Raw genomic sequence first — 16,122 nt, 5'->3', positions numbered from 1 at the left:
GACCAAGCCCCTCATTTTCCTGCCAGAGCGCACGCCGACGACAGGCTGCGTTGGCTATAACACCAGCATCAGCACGCCAGACCTTTCGATGGACGTATTCGGGTAGCAGTAGGCGAGGAAAAAGATCTACGGAGAACTCGCCTATGGCTACGTCGATGTGCACCAACTGCAACGGAACAGGCAGGAAAACTCATTTTGAGAACGGAGTCACCAAGTTCGAGTCCTGCTCCTCCTGCAAGGGGTCGGGAGCGGTCAAAAGGAACGAGACAACCCACACAATGAGTGATCCGATGAAGGTGGTCGTCGGGCTCGGATCACTGGCAATGGGTTTTTATATCGCGTACTCGCAGACAGTAGAAAGCAAAGCGCAACAGCTGGGATTGGCCGTGATGATCGCTCTGGTGGCCTGGTGGGTCATGACCCGCAAGGAATTACTCGGGCTGGTTCGCTGGATGCTGGCCATCGGGGTGATCTATGCGATGTACGAGTTCTGGAAGGGAATCTGAGACAGGCAGCAGCCCTCATCACCGGTAGATCAACTTCAAAGATCCAGCCGACCCTGGGCGAACTTCTCTTTATCACCCATCCCTTCGTCAGGTCGCCCTACCAAATGAGGATTCCTGGTCCATATTTGAAGTCCATCTTCTAAGACGCAACCTGCTGGAGGCCGCCATGAACAGACGAGACTTCCCAGGGCACGCCGCCTGGAGCGAAGCCCGACTCAACGGTGATCATGCTTTAGCGTTTGTTGCAATCAGACCGCACGGATCTTACGCAGAACCGCTCCTCCATCAGGTCTACGACCGTACACACTTCACCCGCCGATCCGATGCAATTCAAGCGGCGGATGACGCCCTCGATAAGCTGCTTCGCGTGGACGAATCCGGCAGGCCAGTGTTCAGCTCCCTGGACTGCTGAAAGATCAGCCCCCAACGACAAAGCCCGCCTTGCGCGTAATGCTGTTCACTTAGGCAGGCGTCAGCACGTATGAGGAGGGGGCGTGACCGGCCTTCGGAGCAGTCTGCCATCTCGTAGCCCGGATGAATCCGGGGGCAGCGGTTGGACTTTTCCCCCGATTTCATCCGGGCTACCAAGCTGAAGGCCCCGTAGGAGCGAGCTCTGCTCGCGAAGGAGGCGGGTTCGCGAGCAGAGCTCGCTCCTACGAGAGATACCTGCCCAACAGAAACAACTTCGTGATGATGTAAAACCAAAAGCGCCGCCCTCCTGCTGAAGGAAAAGCGGCGTTCTTTCGTATGTGAACAGCATTACGCCTTGCGCGGGCTTTGTCGTATGAGGACGCATCCACTGCAGCCCTGCATAAGCGGCGCTCAATGCATCGCAGCTCATGGCAACGATGACTTCCAACGCAGCCGAACGCACCAATTGGCCGAACGAGTGGCGCTGGCCGTGTGCGATCAAATTGCTACGCTGGAGTTGTTCTTTTGGGCGTTTCCTATTGCCGCCACGGGGTAGTACCAATCTTTGTCCCGGGACCGTGGCGGCCCTTGTCCTTTCGGCAGGTTATTGCCATTCCGTGGCTCACCAATGTCCCGCACTCTATGAAATCGGGTGTATCGGGACCGGTTACTCAGGCACGAAGACGAGTATGCAGTCGATACTCGTAGGGCTGCGCTTCACAACCATGGCGAAATCGCCGGCATCCATGATCTCGCCGACATGTTCGCCACTCATGTCATAAACATCTTTGCCTTCGAGGCGGTAGAGCAACTGGTTGCTGTCGCTCCTGACGAATTCGTCACCGTCGATGCGCCCCACCCTGGGAGCGCCTGCGGTTCGGCCCAGGTAAACCTTATAACGACCATCCGTATAGTCCCTTGCCATACCAACCTCCTTGTCAGCGCCTGCTGGCAATATAGCTCGGCAGAACACCACCATGCCCATCGCAAACCTCAACGTGGGTAGAACCTGCCCGGTCAGACCTTCGCGCCGCGGGAAAACCCCCAGAGCAAGAGCAACGAGGCGACAACGATAGAGAGTCCGACCGAAACAAAGCCGAGCGTCACCAGGCTTTCCTGCCAAGGTGCTCCGCTATACCCGGCTGCAGTGATGGGTGACATGGCTGCCGTACCGAAAACCGCAGCCAACGTCGTGAAGGCCCAGTTGGCATAGGTTCCGTAAAGTACAGTCCAGTACGCAACAGCCCTTGTTCGTGCGCCGAGACGGACCTCTGTCCAGGCCGCCCCGATCGCCAGCAGGAAAGTGCCGTTCATGACGCCCTCTAGATGAGCGGCAAGGCCCATACGCGGGTTGCTGAACTGCGGCTCGACGAGGCCCACGCCAAGTCCGAGCAGGAAGAGGAACATCCCGTGCCAAAGCAAGCGCGCCGCAATTCGACCATCAAGAGTCCTTTTTGAGACTTGGCTTACGCCTGATTTTTCTCTCAACCAAGTACCAACTCTAGGCTGCTGCTCACTTGGCGCCAGTGCCAGCGTGAATTGACCCAACTCAACCACCAGCTTGCGCTGAACCTTGATTGGATGCTGCCGGGTCGACCGGATCATGACGATGCTGCGGCGCTGGAACGATTCGTACTCCGACTCGCATCGCGTAAACCTCTGCAGGAAGGTGGCCCAGGCGCATACCAAATGTCGGAAAGACGGGGTTGAAGGTCACGTGCGTGGACCCTGGATTGTCGCGACCTCCAAGAGCCGAGGGCACATGCAAGAGGCCTTCTGCATCCACCACCGGTAGCGCCCTACCACGATGGCGCCGGGGATCAGAAACCGCTCGCCATGCAATTACTGGCACACCTATGCGACAATCTGCCGGATATCCGGCATCAATCCCGCTTTCATCTCCCAGCAACTCGGCCTCCGCATGCAGATGTTGCTGTCGACGTACGCCTGCTGGATCAACTTGTGCTCCGACTGGCACGAGCTTGAAAAGCTGAACATTGATATCAAATCGCTATCAGCCGAAAGCGGCCACTTGTAAGTTATTGATAGGTAAAACCCTTGATCTCCACCGCAAATATCACCATGCAGTTCGGCGCCAAGCCGCTGTTCGAGAACGTTTCCGTTAAATTCGGCAACGGTAACCGCTACGGCCTGATCGGGGCCAACGGCTGCGGTAAGTCGACCTTCATGAAGATCCTTGGCGGCGACCTGGAACCGTCGGCCGGCCAGGTGATGCTGGAGCCCAACGTGCGCCTGGGCAAACTGCGCCAGGACCAGTTCGCCTACGAAAACTTCAGCGTGATCGACACGGTGATCATGGGCCACACCGAGCTCTGGGCGGTGAAGGCCGAGCGCGACCGCATCTACTCGCTGCCGGAGATGAGCGAAGAGGACGGCATGGCCGTGGCCGAGCTGGAAGTGCACTTCGCCGAGATGGACGGCTACACCGCCGAATCCCGCGCCGGCGAACTGCTTCTCGGCGTCGGCATCCCGCTGGACCAACACTTCGGCCCGATGAGCGCTGTTTCCCCCGGCTGGAAACTGCGCGTGCTGCTGGCGCAGGCGCTGTTCTCCGATCCAGACGTGCTGCTGCTGGACGAACCGACCAACCACCTGGACATCAACACCATCCGCTGGCTGGAAAGCGTGCTGCGCGAGCGCAACAGCACCATGATCATCATTTCCCACGACCGTCACTTCCTGAACAGCGTCTGCACCCACATGGCCGACCTGGACTACGGCGAGCTGCGCCTCTTCCCAGGTAACTATGACGAGTACATGACCGCGGCCACCCAGGCCCGCGAACGCCTGCTCTCGGACAACGCCAAGAAGAAGGCACAGATCGCCGAACTGCAGACCTTTGTCAGCCGCTTCTCGGCCAACGCCTCCAAGGCCAAGCAGGCCACCAGCCGTGCACGGCAGATCGACAAGATCCAGCTGGAAGAGGTCAAACCATCTAGCCGCGTCAGCCCCTTCATCCGTTTCGAGCAGCACAAGAAGCTGCACCGCCAGGCGGTGACCTTGGAGAAGCTGGCCAAGGGTTTCGAGGACAAGCCACTGTTCAAGGGCCTGAACCTGCAGATCGAAGCCGGCGAGCGTGTCGCCATCATCGGCCCCAACGGTATCGGCAAGACCACTCTGCTGCGCTGTCTGGTAGGTGAACTCACGCCGGATGCCGGTGAAGTCAAATGGACCGAAAGCGCCGATGTCGGCTATTTCGCCCAGGATCATGCCGAAGACTTCGCCGACGACGTGACCCTGTTCGACTGGATGGGCCAGTGGACCCAGGGCGGCGAGCAACTGGTGCGGGGTACCCTCGGCCGCATGCTGTTCTCCAACGATGAGATCAAGAAGTCGGTCAAGGTGATTTCCGGCGGCGAGCAAGGCCGCATGCTGTTCGGCAAGCTGATCCTGAAGCGTCCCAACGTGCTGGTGATGGACGAGCCGACCAACCACCTGGACATGGAATCGATCGAAGCGCTGAACCTGGCGCTGGAAAACTACCCGGGCACGCTGATCTTCGTCAGTCATGACCGCGAGTTCGTCGGCTCCCTGGCCACCCGCATCATCGAGTTGTCGGAAACCAGCGTGACCGACTTCAGCGGCACCTACGACGACTACCTGCGCAGCCAGGGCGTGATCGTCTAACCTGCCGGGACAAGCTGAGGGCTTGTAGGGAGGAATGAATTCTCCCCTACACGTTTCCTCCGAAGCATTAGAAGCCTGAAACGACCAAGCCCCGCATTAGCGGGGCTTGGTCGTTTCAGGCAACCGGATCAGGCCGTGGCGAACAGCTCGCCGATCTGCTCCTGGGCAGCGCTGATGGCATTGGCGCGCGGCTCTTCGCCGTAGGCCAGGCCCTGCGCGCGGATGATCTCGATATCGGTGATGCCGAGGAAGCCAAGTACGAAGCGCAGGTAATCTTCATGGGCGCTGCCACTGGGCTGACCGTTGTGGACACCACCGGCGGTGGAGACGATCACCACCTTCTTGCCACCCGCCAGGCCCTGCGGGCCGGCTTCCGTGTAGGTGAAGGTCTTGCCTGCGACAGCGATACGGTCGATCCAGGCCTTGAGCTGGGTCGGCACGGCGAAGTTGTACATCGGCGCGCCGATGACAATGGCGTCGGCAGCCAGGAATTCCTTCAAGGTGGTTTCGCCGAGTTCAGCCTCGTACTTCTGGGCAGCGTCGCGCAGCTCGGCAGGTGTTCCACCTGCCACCAGGCTCAGGGCAGACAGGTGACTCAGGGCATCACTGGCCAGGTCACGGTAGGTGACTTGGGTGGCGGGTTCGGCGGCCTGCCAGGCTTCAACCACGGAGCGGCTCAGCTGACGGGAGGCGGATGCGTCGCCGAGGATGCTGGAATCAAGGTGCAGAAGTTTCATGTAGGTTTCCTCAATTGATCGATCGGCGACTGCTGATCGGGATGGGGTAATCCTACTGATGAGCACAAAGGTTGATTAGCCGGCAATTTCGTGACTCAGCGTCCCACTCATGGGACGAATCTGCTTTGGTTGGGCTGAGCCCTGCGAAACCCGACAAGGTTCCAACAAAAGAATCGTTGGGCTTCGCTGCGCTCAGCGCCAACGACGGTTCAGACGCCGCCGAGGAAGTCCATCTTGCCCACGTCCACGCCATTGTGGCGGAGGATGGCGTAGGCCGTGGTGACGTGGAAGTAGAGGTTCGGCAAAGCGAAGTGCAGCAGGTACGCCTGGCCAGGGAATGTCAGGTCACCGGTGCGCATCTTCAGGGTGACGATGCGGGTTTCACTGCCCTCCAGCTGGGCCGCCTGGATGCCCTGGACGAACTCCACCGTCTTGGCGATCCGCTCCTGGAGTTCTGCGAAGCTTGACTCGGTATCGGGGTAGCTCGGCACCTCGACGCCCGCGAGACGGGCCGCGCAGCCCTTGGCCGTATCGCTGGCGATCTGCACCTGGCGAGCCAGCGGGAACATATCCGGCGCCAGCCGCGCCTCGATGAAAACCTTGGGCTCGATACTCCGTGCTTCCGCATTGGCCTGGGCTTTGGCGAGAATCGTCGACAAGTTGCCCAGCATGCGCACGAACACCGGTATTGAAGCCTCGTACATGGACAAGGACATGGTGCTTGCTCCGTTTCGGGTGGGGAAAGTCGATCAGGTATAGCCCTTGTCGAGCGCCGCGGCAATTCCGCGAACCAATGTTCCACGGAACAAATCAATCGCGTCAAACTAGCCGAAAATGTCATATTTCGTCCCACACGCAGGACAAAACCATGCAGGACCTCAACGATCTTTTCTACTTCGCCAAGGTGGTCGAACACGGTGGGTTCGCGACCGCCGGTCGTCTGCTGGGCATTCCGAAATCTCGCCTGTCGCGGCGCATCGCAGAACTGGAAGAGCGCCTGGGAGTTCGCCTACTGCAACGCACTACACGCAAGCTGGCGTTGACCGACGTCGGCGAGCGCTACTTGCGGCACTGCCAGGCGATGCTGGCAGAGGCCGAGCAGGCAGACGAGGTGGTGGCCAGCCTGACCGCCGAGCCGCGCGGTCGCTTGCGGGTATCCTGTCCCGTCGAGTTGGGCCGCACACAACTGCGCCCCATCACCCTGGAGTTCATTGAGCAGCACCCGCTCGTGCAACTGGACCTGATCCTGACCAATCGCAGGGTCGATCTGCGAGAAGAAGGCGTGGATGTGGCCTTGCGAGTACGCGAAGAAGGAGATGAAGACCCAACGCTGATCGCACGCCAGCTCAGCCCGGCGGTGAGTTTGCTGGTGGCATCCCCCAGGTTGCTGCAGGGAAAGACCATCACCCGGCCGGAAGACCTGCAGCAATTACCGGCACTAGGGGCTCCAGAGGCGGACCGGCGTTTGCACTACCAGTTGCGAAACAGCCTCGGCGACCGACAGGAAGTGGTAATGGACGCGCGCCTGGGCACGGAAGACTTCGAGATGCGCAAGCGCGCGGCGCTCCTGGGGCTCGGTTTCAGCATGCTGCCGCAAATGAACTGCGAAGCGGAACTCCGCGACGGTAGCCTGGTACGCCTACTGCCGGACTGGCGGCTACCCGGCGGTTTCCTGCAGGCCGTCTACACCCATAGACGTGGGATGCTGCCAGCCGTGCGCGCCTGGATCGAACATCTGGTAGAGGCTTTCCACCATGGGCTGCACCCCCCGGTGTAAGCCTCCAGACTCGGGGAAGGAAAGTACTGCTTTGCGGCGTTGAAATAGCCCGGCAAATCTCGGTGAGTGAATGACGCGCTCAATCGTTAGCACGCTTCCTTTCCCAATCGGACTCGGCGATCATGAGCACCGCCCCCTCCCCTCTTCTTCCAGGTTCTGCCATGAGCACGCCCCAGCTGTCTGCGTCCTCCACTACCTTGCAGATCATCTCCGTCGTTTTCTTCACCTTCATCAGTTTCTTCTGTGTTGGCCTGCCCATTGCCGTGTTGCCGGGCTACGTACACGACAACATGGGCTATGGCTCGATCATGGCGGGGATCGTGATCAGCTCGCAGTACCTGGCCACCCTGCTTTCCCGGCCGATGTCTGGCAGCCTGGCGGACCGCCTCGGTGCCAAACGCGCCGTCCTCTACGGCATGGCCTTCTGCGGCCTCAGCGGGATACTCACCTTACTCTCCACGACCCTACAGGCATGGCCGCTGCCCAGCCTGGTGCTCCTGCTGGCAGGACGCGTGGCGCTCGGGATCGGCCAGGGGCTTGTCGGAACGGGCTCGATCAGCTGGGGCGTTGGCCGGGTGGGCGCCGAGAACATGGCCCGGGTCATTTCGTGGAATGGGATTGCGTCCTACGGTGCTATCGCCGTGGGCGCCCCACTGGGTGTGGTGATGGCCGCGCATCTGGGTCTGTGGAGCATCGGCGCGCTGATGGCCCTGCTCTGCACCCTGGCGCTGCTGATGGCCTGGAACAAACCGCCGGCGCCGATCGTGCACGGCGAACGGCTGCCCTTCCACAACGTCTTCCTGCGCATCGCCCCCAACGGCACGGCGCTAGCGCTTGGCTCAATCGGCTTCGGCACCCTGGCCACCTTCATCACCCTGTATTACGCGAGCCAGGGCTGGGACGGCGCAGCCTACTGCCTGACTGCATTCGGCTGCGCCTTCATTGGAGCGCGGCTGCTGTTCGTCAACAGCATCAGGCACTTGGGCGGCTATCGGGTCGCGATCCTGTCATTGAGCGTAGAAAGCCTGGGCCTGCTGCTGTTATGGATCGCTCCAACGCCCTGGCTGAGCCTGGCCGGCGCAGCGCTGACTGGCCTTGGCCTGTCGCTGGTCTACCCTGCGCTGGGCGTGGAAGCGGTTTCGCGAATTCCAGCGGCCAGTCGCAGTTCTGCACTGGGCGCCTATGCCGTATTCTTCGACCTCGCCCTGGGCATCGCGGGCCCGCTGATGGGCGCCATTGCCGGCGCCGCCGGCTTTGCCATGATTTTCCTGGTAGCGGCGAGCATGGCGCTGGCCGGCGTGCTGTTGAGCCTCTGGCTGCTGCGCAGCACCAGTAGTACCTGAAGGATCAGGAGGAACCCATGAGCCCCGATCAAGTCGCCGCCTTTTGCCTGCAATTGCCGGGTGCCCGAGAGGACATCAAATGGGGCAGTAACCGAGTGTTCTCGATCGCCGGCAACAAGATGTTCGCCATCCTCGATTTCCTTGGCGATGGCCTGGCCTTCAAGGTCGATCACGATCTGTTCCTGGGCTACGTCGATCGTCCAGGCGTCCGGCCTGCGCCCTACCTGGCCCGGGCCTACTGGATCAGCATGGCGACGCCGTTCCCGTTCGGCGATGAGGAGCTGCGTCAGCTGCTGACCCGTTCCCACCAATTGGTAGTGGCCCGACTACCGAAGATCCGCCAGGTGGGGCTCCTGCTCTAAGCTGTCCAATGCCCCGAGCTGAAAAGGCCTGAGCCGATGAGAACCAACGCCCTCTGGACCCACCTCTGGAACCTCAAGGCCCCAACCTCCGGCCTTGAGGACTTTCGCCTGGACGGCCGGCGCGCGGATGGCTGGGTACTGGCTTTCGATGATGCGGGCCAACCCTATCGCCTGCACTACAGCCTGGAGTTCGAAAAGGGCTGGGAGCCACGGACCTTCAGCGCCCGCGTACGGGACGCACACGGTTCGCGCACGCTGGCCCTGAAGCGTGACAACCACCTCGACTGGAGCGATGGTGAGGGCAACAAACTCCTTGAGCTATCCGGCTGCCTGGACCTCGACCTCTGGCCAACCCCCTTCACCAACAGCCCGAGCATCTGGCGCCTCTACCTGGCCCTGGGCGAATGCCGCGAAATCGAAGCGGTATTCATCGAGGCGCCGCAACTCAGCATCAGACGGATGCGTCAGGCCTATACACGCCTTGACCAGCACCACTACCTCTACCAGAACCTTGATGGCAGTGGTTTCGAAGCCGTGCTGACATTGGGTAACGATGGCCTGGTGGAGCGCTATCCAAGGTTTTTCCAGCGGCAGTGAGGCGAGGTGCCCCTCTCCCCAACGCTCTCCACAAATGGGAGAGGGGGCCAATCCACGCAAACGGTCACCTTCAGCGCAAACGGCGCCATGAGGTGATCGGCCTCAGGCCAGCGCAGGCTCTTGCTGACGAATCGGCCGCCAGCGCCGCAGTTGCTGGTAGAGCGTCGGCACCACGAACAGTGTGAAGAAAGTCCCCACCAGCAACCCGCCAACAATCACCATGCCGATCTGCTGACGGCTCTCGGCCCCGGCACCGCTGGCGATGGCCAGGGGCACCGACCCCAGCACCATGGCGCCAGTGGTCATAAGGATCGGCCGCAGGCGTTTCACCGAGGCTTCCAGCACCGCCTCGTGCAGGTCCATGCCCTGGCGTAGCAACTGGTTGGCGAACTCGACGATGAGGATGCCGTGTTTGGTGATCAGGCCGATCAAGGTCACCATGCCCACCTGTGAGTAGATGTTCAGCGTGCCGCCGAAGAAAGTCAGCGCCAGCAGTGCTCCGGCCATGGAAAGCGGAACGCTGAAGAGGATGATCAGCGGATCGACAAAGCTCTCGAACTGCGCCGCCAACACCAGGTAGATGAATACCAGCGCCAGGGCGAAGATCAGCGCCACCCCCGTACTGGCATCCTTGAATTCCCGCGAGGTGCCGGTGTAATCGAACTGCGTATCAGGCGGGAACACCTCGCGCGCGGCCTGCTCCAGATGGTCCAGGGCCTCGCCCAGGGTATAGCCGGAACCTACGTTTGCGGTGATGGTGACCGCGCGCAACTGGTTGAAGTGGTTCAGCTCGCGCGGGGCTACGGTCTCGCGAATGTCGATGAGGTTGGCCAGTTGCACCATGCTGTCATTGCGGCCGCGCACGTAGACTCGGTTGAGGTCCTCCGGATTGCTGCGGTCGACGTTGGCCAATTGCACCAGCACGTCGTACTGCTCGCCGCTCTGTTTGAAGCGCGTGACCTGGCGGCTGCCGAACAGGCTTTCCAGGCTGCGGCCGATGGCTGCCACGTCGGTTCCCACGGCTACCGCCTGCTCACGGTTAACCGTGACCTTCAGCTGCGGCGTATTCAGCTTGAGGTCGCTGTCGAGGCTTTCCAGGCCGGGATAGTCACGTACGCGCGCCAGCAACTGCTCCACGTACTGCTGCAGCTCATCGAACTCCAGCGAAGAGCGAATCACGAAGTTCACCGGCTGGTTGCGCGCGCTCTGCCCCAGCGGCGGACGATTGATCGGGAAGGCGCGCACGCCGGGGATGTCCTGCAGCTTGGGCAGCAGCTCGTCGCGGATCTCGAACTGGCTGCGCTCACGGTCATCCCAGGGCTCCAGTTTGAGGAACGAAAGACCCTGGGCCACGGTCGGGAAGCCCACCACCACCATGAAGCGATTGGTTTCCGGAATCGACCTGTAGGCGTCTTCGAGCATCTTCGCGTAGCGGCTGGTGTACTCGATGGTGGCGCCATCCGGGCCATTGATCGAGCCGACGATGGTGCCGGTGTCCTCGGTGGGTGCCAGCTCGCTGCGCAGGCCACTGAACAGCACCAGACACAAGACAAGAATGACCACCAGCACGCTGATAATCAGCACCCAAGCGTGCAGCACCCGCTCCAGCAGGTAGCGGTAGCTGTGGGTCAGGCCATGGAGGAAGGCCTCGACCAGGTTGTAGATGCGGCTGTGCCGCTCCTGCGGAACATGGGCCTTGAGCAGGCGCCCGCACATCATCGGCGACAGGCTCAGGGCCACGAAGCCAGAGACCAGTACGGCTCCGGCCAGCGTCCAGGAGAATTCAGTGAAGAGCTTACCGCTGGTGCCCTGCATGAAGCCGATGGGCGCGTAAACCGCAGCCAGTGTCAGGGTCATGGCGACCACCGCGAAGGCAATCTCCCGACTGCCCTTGTAGGCCGCCTGGAGCGGCGACATGCCCTCCTCGATATGCCGATGGATGTTCTCCAGCACCACGATGGCATCGTCCACCACCAGGCCGATGGCCAGCACCATTGCCAGCAGCGTCAGCGTGTTGATGGAGAAGCCCATCAGCGCCATCAGCGCAAACGCGCCGATCAGCGACACCGGGATGGTCACCAGCGGGATCAGCGTGGCGCGCAACGAGCGCAGGAACAGGAAGATGATCAGGATCACCAGCACCACGGCTTCCCAGATAGTGGTGTAGACGTTGTCGATCGACTCACGAATGAACAATGAGTTGTCGTTGGCGACGGCCATCTTCATCCCATCGGGTAACAACGCGCTGACTTCCGGCAACGCTTCATTCAGCCCATCAGAGATTTCCAGCGGGTTGGCCGTGGCCTGTTTGACCAGCCCAAGGGCCACGGCGGAGCGGCCATTGAAGCGCACCACGCTACGCACATCCGCTGCACCGACCTCGGCGTGGCCAACGTCAGACAGGCGCAGCAGATAGCCGCGCTGGTCATTGAGGATCAGGTCGTTGAATTCCTCAGGCGTGCGCAGGTCGGTTTCCGAAAGCACGCTGAACTCGCGCTGCACCGACTCGATGCGCCCGGCTGGAATCTCCACATTCTGCCTGCGTATGGCATCTTCCACGTCCTGCACCGTGAGGTCGTGGGCGGCCAGCTTTTCCGGGTCCAGCCAGATGCGCATGGCGAAGCGCCGCGCGCCGCGAATCTGCACCTCGGATACACCCGGGATGGTCTGCAGGCGATCACGCACGACTCGTTCGAGTACGTCGGTGATCTCCATGGCCGAGTGCCTCTCGCTGTAGAACGCAAGCCAGATCACTGGCTGGGCGTCAGCCTCGACCTTCTGCACGATGGGCTCGTTGATCTCGTCGGGCAGCAGGCCACGCACGCGCCCAATACGGTCCCGCACATCGTTGGCCGCCTCGTCGGCGTTGGTGCCAAGGCGGAACTGGGCAGTGATCTGGGTGTTTTCCGAGCGGCTGATGGAAGCCACGAAGTCCAGCCCCTCGATACCCGACAACACGTCCTCGATGGGCTGCGCCACCTGGGACTCCATGATCTCCGGGCTGGCCCCCGGGTAGATGACGTTGACCGTGACGATCGGCACGTCGATGTTCGGGTACTCCCGCACCGAGAGGCGCTCATAAGCCAAAAGGCCGAGCAGGACGATGATCAGCGAGAGGACGGTGGCGAACACCGGCCTGCGGATGCACACATCGGAGAGCGTCATGCCCCACCCCGCGCTACGGTGCGGACCTCCAGCCCTGGGCTGACCTTCTGCCAGCCCGCGGTGATGACCTGCTCATTGCCCTGCAAGCCTTCGCGTACCTCGGCCTTGCCGCGCAGGCGCTGGCCGATCTTGATCTGCCGCCGCTCCACCTTGCCGTCCACGACCAGGTTGACGAATAGCAGCTGGCCCAGGGGCATCACCGCCTCCTCAGGAATCAGCAGGGCCTGCGGGCGCTCGGCCAGGATCACTGAAACCTTGACGAACTGGCCGGGCTTGAGGCGGTGGTCCCGATTGCCGATCTGCGCCCGGATCGCCTGGCTGCGGCCGACTTCGTCCAGACGTGGGTTCAGCGCGATGATCTCGCCGCGGAACTGCTCGCCGGGGTAAGCATCCAGGCTGATCTCCACCGACTGACCAATCCCGACCTGGCTGACCGCCTTTTGTGGAATGCGAAAATCAACCTTCAGCGGGTCCAGCACCTCAAGGTTGACCATGTCCTGGCCGGCGCTGAGGTAATCGCCGACGCTCACCTGGCGCAGGCCGAGGGTGCCATCGTAGGGTGCACGGATCTGCGTTTTCTCCAGCCTGGCCTGGGCCAGCTCCAGGCTCGCGCGGGCAGCCTGCTGTTGCGACAGCGCCTCGTCCTGGGCCTGGGCGTTACTGGCGCCGCGTGCGAACAACAGCTTGGCCCGCTCGTAGCTTTTCTCCGCCAGATCAAGGTTGGCGCGGGCCTGGGCCAGTTCGGCGCGGACGATGGCGCCGTCGAGACTGACCAGCAAGTCGCCCCCCTTGACCGCCTGCCCCTCGCGAAAATGCAGCGCGGCCAGGCGCCCTTCGATTTCCGGACGGATCATTACCGACTCGTCCGAACGCAAGGAACCAAACGTGATCAGCTCATCGCGTACCAGCCCTCGCTGCGGCTCGGACACTTCCACCAAGGGCGGCGGGGCAGCCAGGGCGTAAACCGACATGAGGAAAGAAAGCAGCATCCCTGCGGTGCGACTGACGATCATCGAATGCCTCTTTTCCAACAGACTGTTTGCGGGTTCTGGCCTGAAGCGTCTGCCGACTCTATCGGCAGACGGGCCTCAGGGGCAGCAGGGGATGATGTCAGTCTATGTCGCTTTGTAGCACCTTACTGGCGCATACCACGTCCACTGACCAGCAGGTGGATGCACGCGGCATAAAGGATGGCTGTCGTCAGCAGCATCAGCGCGATGGCAACGCCGATGTTGATGTCGGACACCCCGAGGATGCCATAGCGGAAGGCGTTGACCATGTGCAGGATCGGGTTGGCGAGCGACACGGTCTGCCAGAACTGCGGCAGCATGTTGATCGAGTAGAACACCCCGCCGAGGTAGGTCAGGGGCGTCAGCACGAAAGTCGGGATGATCGAGATATCGTCGAAATTCCGCGCATAGACGGCGTTGATGAAGCCGCCCAGGGAGAACACCGTCGCAGTCAACAGCACCACCAGCGCGGTCACCCCGATGTGATGGACCTGGAGCTTGGTGAAGAACAGCGACAGGAAGGTCACGATTACGCCTACGGCCAGCCCACGCAGTACTCCGCCGATGGTGTAGCCAAGCAGGATGGTGTGCGGCGAAACCGGCGAAACCAGCAACTCCTCCACCGAGCGCTGGAACTTGCTGCCGAAGAAGCTCGACACCACGTTGCTGTAGGAGTTGGTAATGACCGACATCATGATCAGGCCGGGCACGATGTAGTCCATGTAGCTGAAACCGCCCATGTCACCGATCTGCCGGCCGATCAGGTTGCCGAAGATGACGAAGTACAGCGCCATCGTGATCGCCGGCGGCAGCAGCGTCTGCGGCCAGATACGAGTGAAGCGGCGGACTTCGCGGGTGACGATGGTGTTGAGGGCAATCAGGTTGGCCCGCAGTTCCGAACTCATACAGCCACCTTCGCCAGGTTTTTCTCCACCAGAGACACAAACAGCTCCTCAAGGCGATTGGACTTGTTACGCATGCTCAGCACGTCGATGTTCAGTGCCGCCAACTGGCGGAACAGCTCGGTCATGCCCTGAGTCTTCTCGACCTGCACTTCCAGGGTGTGGTCGTCCACCAGCGAGGCCGGGTAGCCGTTGAGCTGCGGGACCACTTCCAGCGACTCCTTCAGGTCCAGCAGGAAGGTTTCGACGTGCAGCTTTTTCAGCAGCTCCTTCATGCTGGTGTTCTCGATGATCCGCCCGTGATCGATGATGCCGATGTTGCGACAGAGCTGCTCGGCCTCTTCGAGGTAATGGGTGGTCAGGATGATGGTGATGCCCTTTTCGTTCAGCTCGGTAAGGAAGCTCCACATGGAACGGCGCAGCTCGATATCGACGCCGGCGGTGGGCTCGTCGAGGATCAGCAGACGCGGCTCATGGATCAGCGCCCGGGCAATCATCAGCCGGCGCTTCATGCCGCCGGACAGCTCGCGGGAAGCGGAGTTGCGTTTCTCCCAGAGGCCGAGCTGTGTCAGGTACTGCTCGGCACGCTCCTTGGCGATCTTCGCCGGGATACCGTAGTAACCCGCCTGGGTCACGACGATGTCGAAGACCTTCTCGAACTGGTTGAAGTTGAACTCCTGCGGCACCACTCCCAAGCAGCGCTTGAGCGCATAGGGCGACTTGTCCAGGTCATTGCCGAAGACGCTAACGGTGCCGCTGGTCTTGTTCACCAGGGTGGACAGGATGCCGATGGTGGTGGATTTGCCCGCGCCATTGGGGCCGAGCAATGCGAAAAAATCGCCTTCGGCCACTTCCAGGTCAATGCCCTTGAGGGCCTGGAAGCCATTGGCGTAGGTCTTGGTCAACTGCCGGATGGACAGGGCGGAACTCATGACGGTAAACAAGCCTTTTGCAAATGGGGACTGAATAAGGTTGATGGCAGCAAACACAACCATCAAGCCTCTTGATGGATTTAGCCTAGCATCAGGTCAGGGCGGTCATCACTGCCTTGCAGTAAGCCGGTCGTTCCTGGAGCCGTGCGTACCAGGCCGCCAGGGCCGGCAGATCTGGGCGTTCGATGGGCATCTCGAACCAGGCGTAGATGAAGCTACCCAAGGGGATGTCACCCATGGCCAGACGCTTGCCGGAAAGATAGGGCTGCCCGGCCAGCGCCCGTTCGGGCATCTCCAGCAATTGGCCGCAACGGGTCCGTGCGGTGTCGATCAGGGCCTCGTTGCGCTCTGCCGCTGGCGTGCGCAAGGTGCCCCAGAACAAGTCACGGAAGACCGGGGCGAAGGCCGAGGTGGTCCAGTCCATCCATTTGTCGCCACGGGCACGCTCGGCCGGGTCCTCAGGATAGAGGCTGCCGGCAGCGTAGCGTGCAGCCAGGTAGCGGACGATGGCATTGGACTCCCAGAGCACCAAGCCGTCGTCCTCGATCATCGGGACCAGGCCGTTGGGATTCAGCGCTCGATACTCCGGCTCGTTGACCAGGCCGAAAGCACCGCCGGCATCGATCGCCTCGTAGTCGACCCCGACCTCTTCGGCAGCCCAGAGGGCTTTTCTCACATTGGAGGAATTCTTCCGGCCCCAGATCTTCAGCATGTGAATCTTCCTCAGCTCCT

General features: G+C 61.4%; 15 protein-coding genes. 6 read left to right on the top strand and 9 right to left on the bottom strand.

What is annotated here, in order from left to right; all coding sequences use genetic code 11:
- The first annotated feature begins 290 nt into the window (after positions 1–290).
- The gene (locus J7302_RS02235) at positions 291–506 is read left to right on the top strand and encodes a hypothetical protein (RefSeq protein WP_215369697.1); all 216 of its coding nucleotides are present in this window, start codon (positions 291–293) and stop codon (positions 504–506) included.
- Positions 507–1,584: 1,078 nt separating this feature from the next.
- Here the strand turns inward: J7302_RS02235 and J7302_RS02230 are convergent.
- Positions 1,585–1,842: a PRC-barrel domain-containing protein gene (locus J7302_RS02230; protein WP_215369695.1), complete on the bottom strand. Its 258-nt coding sequence runs from the start codon at positions 1,840–1,842 to the stop codon at positions 1,585–1,587.
- A 92-nt stretch (positions 1,843–1,934) separates the two neighbouring features.
- On the bottom strand, positions 1,935–2,522 hold the full coding sequence (locus J7302_RS02225) for a hypothetical protein (RefSeq protein ID WP_251701816.1): 588 nt from the start codon (positions 2,520–2,522) through the stop codon (positions 1,935–1,937).
- Between the two features lie 453 nt (positions 2,523–2,975).
- Here J7302_RS02225 and J7302_RS02220 point away from each other — a divergent pair, with 453 nt between their 5' ends.
- Positions 2,976–4,565, top strand: a complete 1,590-nt coding sequence (locus tag J7302_RS02220) for an ABC-F family ATPase (RefSeq protein WP_215369693.1) — start codon at positions 2,976–2,978, stop codon at positions 4,563–4,565.
- A gap of 128 nt (positions 4,566–4,693) precedes the next feature.
- Here the strand turns inward: J7302_RS02220 and J7302_RS02215 are convergent, their stop codons facing one another.
- Both J7302_RS02215 and J7302_RS02210 read right to left on the bottom strand, forming a co-directional pair.
- Complete coding sequence (locus J7302_RS02215) at positions 4,694–5,302, bottom strand: FMN-dependent NADH-azoreductase (RefSeq protein ID WP_215369690.1); 609 nt, start codon at positions 5,300–5,302, stop codon at positions 4,694–4,696.
- Between the two features lie 209 nt (positions 5,303–5,511).
- A complete protein-coding gene (locus J7302_RS02210) occupies positions 5,512–6,018 on the bottom strand; it encodes a DUF1993 domain-containing protein (protein WP_215369688.1) in 507 nt (168 codons plus the stop codon).
- Positions 6,019–6,170: 152 nt separating this feature from the next.
- Between J7302_RS02210 and J7302_RS02205 the strand changes: the two genes are divergently transcribed.
- From J7302_RS02205 to J7302_RS02190, 4 genes are all read left to right on the top strand, one after another.
- Positions 6,171–7,079, top strand: a complete 909-nt coding sequence (locus J7302_RS02205; RefSeq protein ID WP_215369686.1) for a LysR substrate-binding domain-containing protein — start codon at positions 6,171–6,173, stop codon at positions 7,077–7,079.
- A gap of 161 nt (positions 7,080–7,240) precedes the next feature.
- Positions 7,241–8,422: an MFS transporter gene (locus tag J7302_RS02200; RefSeq protein ID WP_215369684.1), complete on the top strand. Its 1,182-nt coding sequence runs from the start codon at positions 7,241–7,243 to the stop codon at positions 8,420–8,422.
- 17 nt (positions 8,423–8,439) lie between these two features.
- Positions 8,440–8,784, top strand: coding sequence for an MmcQ/YjbR family DNA-binding protein (locus J7302_RS02195; RefSeq protein ID WP_215369681.1), 345 nt, complete (start codon positions 8,440–8,442; stop codon positions 8,782–8,784).
- 36 nt (positions 8,785–8,820) lie between these two features.
- Positions 8,821–9,381, top strand: coding sequence for a putative glycolipid-binding domain-containing protein (locus tag J7302_RS02190; protein ID WP_215369679.1), 561 nt, complete (start codon positions 8,821–8,823; stop codon positions 9,379–9,381).
- 102 nt (positions 9,382–9,483) lie between these two features.
- On the opposite strand, the gene J7302_RS02185 is transcribed toward J7302_RS02190, so the two are convergent.
- From J7302_RS02185 to J7302_RS02165, 5 genes are all read right to left on the bottom strand, one after another.
- Positions 9,484–12,546, bottom strand: a complete 3,063-nt coding sequence (locus tag J7302_RS02185) for an efflux RND transporter permease subunit (RefSeq protein ID WP_215369676.1) — start codon at positions 12,544–12,546, stop codon at positions 9,484–9,486.
- Positions 12,543–13,559, bottom strand: a complete 1,017-nt coding sequence (locus J7302_RS02180) for an efflux RND transporter periplasmic adaptor subunit (protein ID WP_215369673.1) — start codon at positions 13,557–13,559, stop codon at positions 12,543–12,545. Before J7302_RS02180 ends, J7302_RS02185 begins: the two co-directional genes overlap by 4 nt.
- A gap of 122 nt (positions 13,560–13,681) precedes the next feature.
- Positions 13,682–14,461: an ABC transporter permease gene (locus J7302_RS02175; protein WP_215369671.1), complete on the bottom strand. Its 780-nt coding sequence runs from the start codon at positions 14,459–14,461 to the stop codon at positions 13,682–13,684.
- Positions 14,458–15,390: an ABC transporter ATP-binding protein gene (locus tag J7302_RS02170; protein ID WP_215369668.1), complete on the bottom strand. Its 933-nt coding sequence runs from the start codon at positions 15,388–15,390 to the stop codon at positions 14,458–14,460. The genes J7302_RS02175 and J7302_RS02170 overlap by 4 nt, the downstream gene beginning before the upstream one ends.
- A 91-nt stretch (positions 15,391–15,481) precedes the next feature.
- Complete coding sequence (locus J7302_RS02165) at positions 15,482–16,102, bottom strand: glutathione S-transferase family protein (RefSeq protein ID WP_215369666.1); 621 nt, start codon at positions 16,100–16,102, stop codon at positions 15,482–15,484.
- Positions 16,103–16,122 lie beyond the last annotated feature (20 nt).

Source organism: Metapseudomonas boanensis (assembly GCF_018704125.1).
GTDB classification, from domain to species: domain Bacteria; phylum Pseudomonadota; class Gammaproteobacteria; order Pseudomonadales; family Pseudomonadaceae; genus Metapseudomonas; species Metapseudomonas boanensis.
The sequence above is the reverse complement of the archived record's forward strand: the minus strand, read 5'-3'. Positions and strand labels throughout refer to the sequence as shown.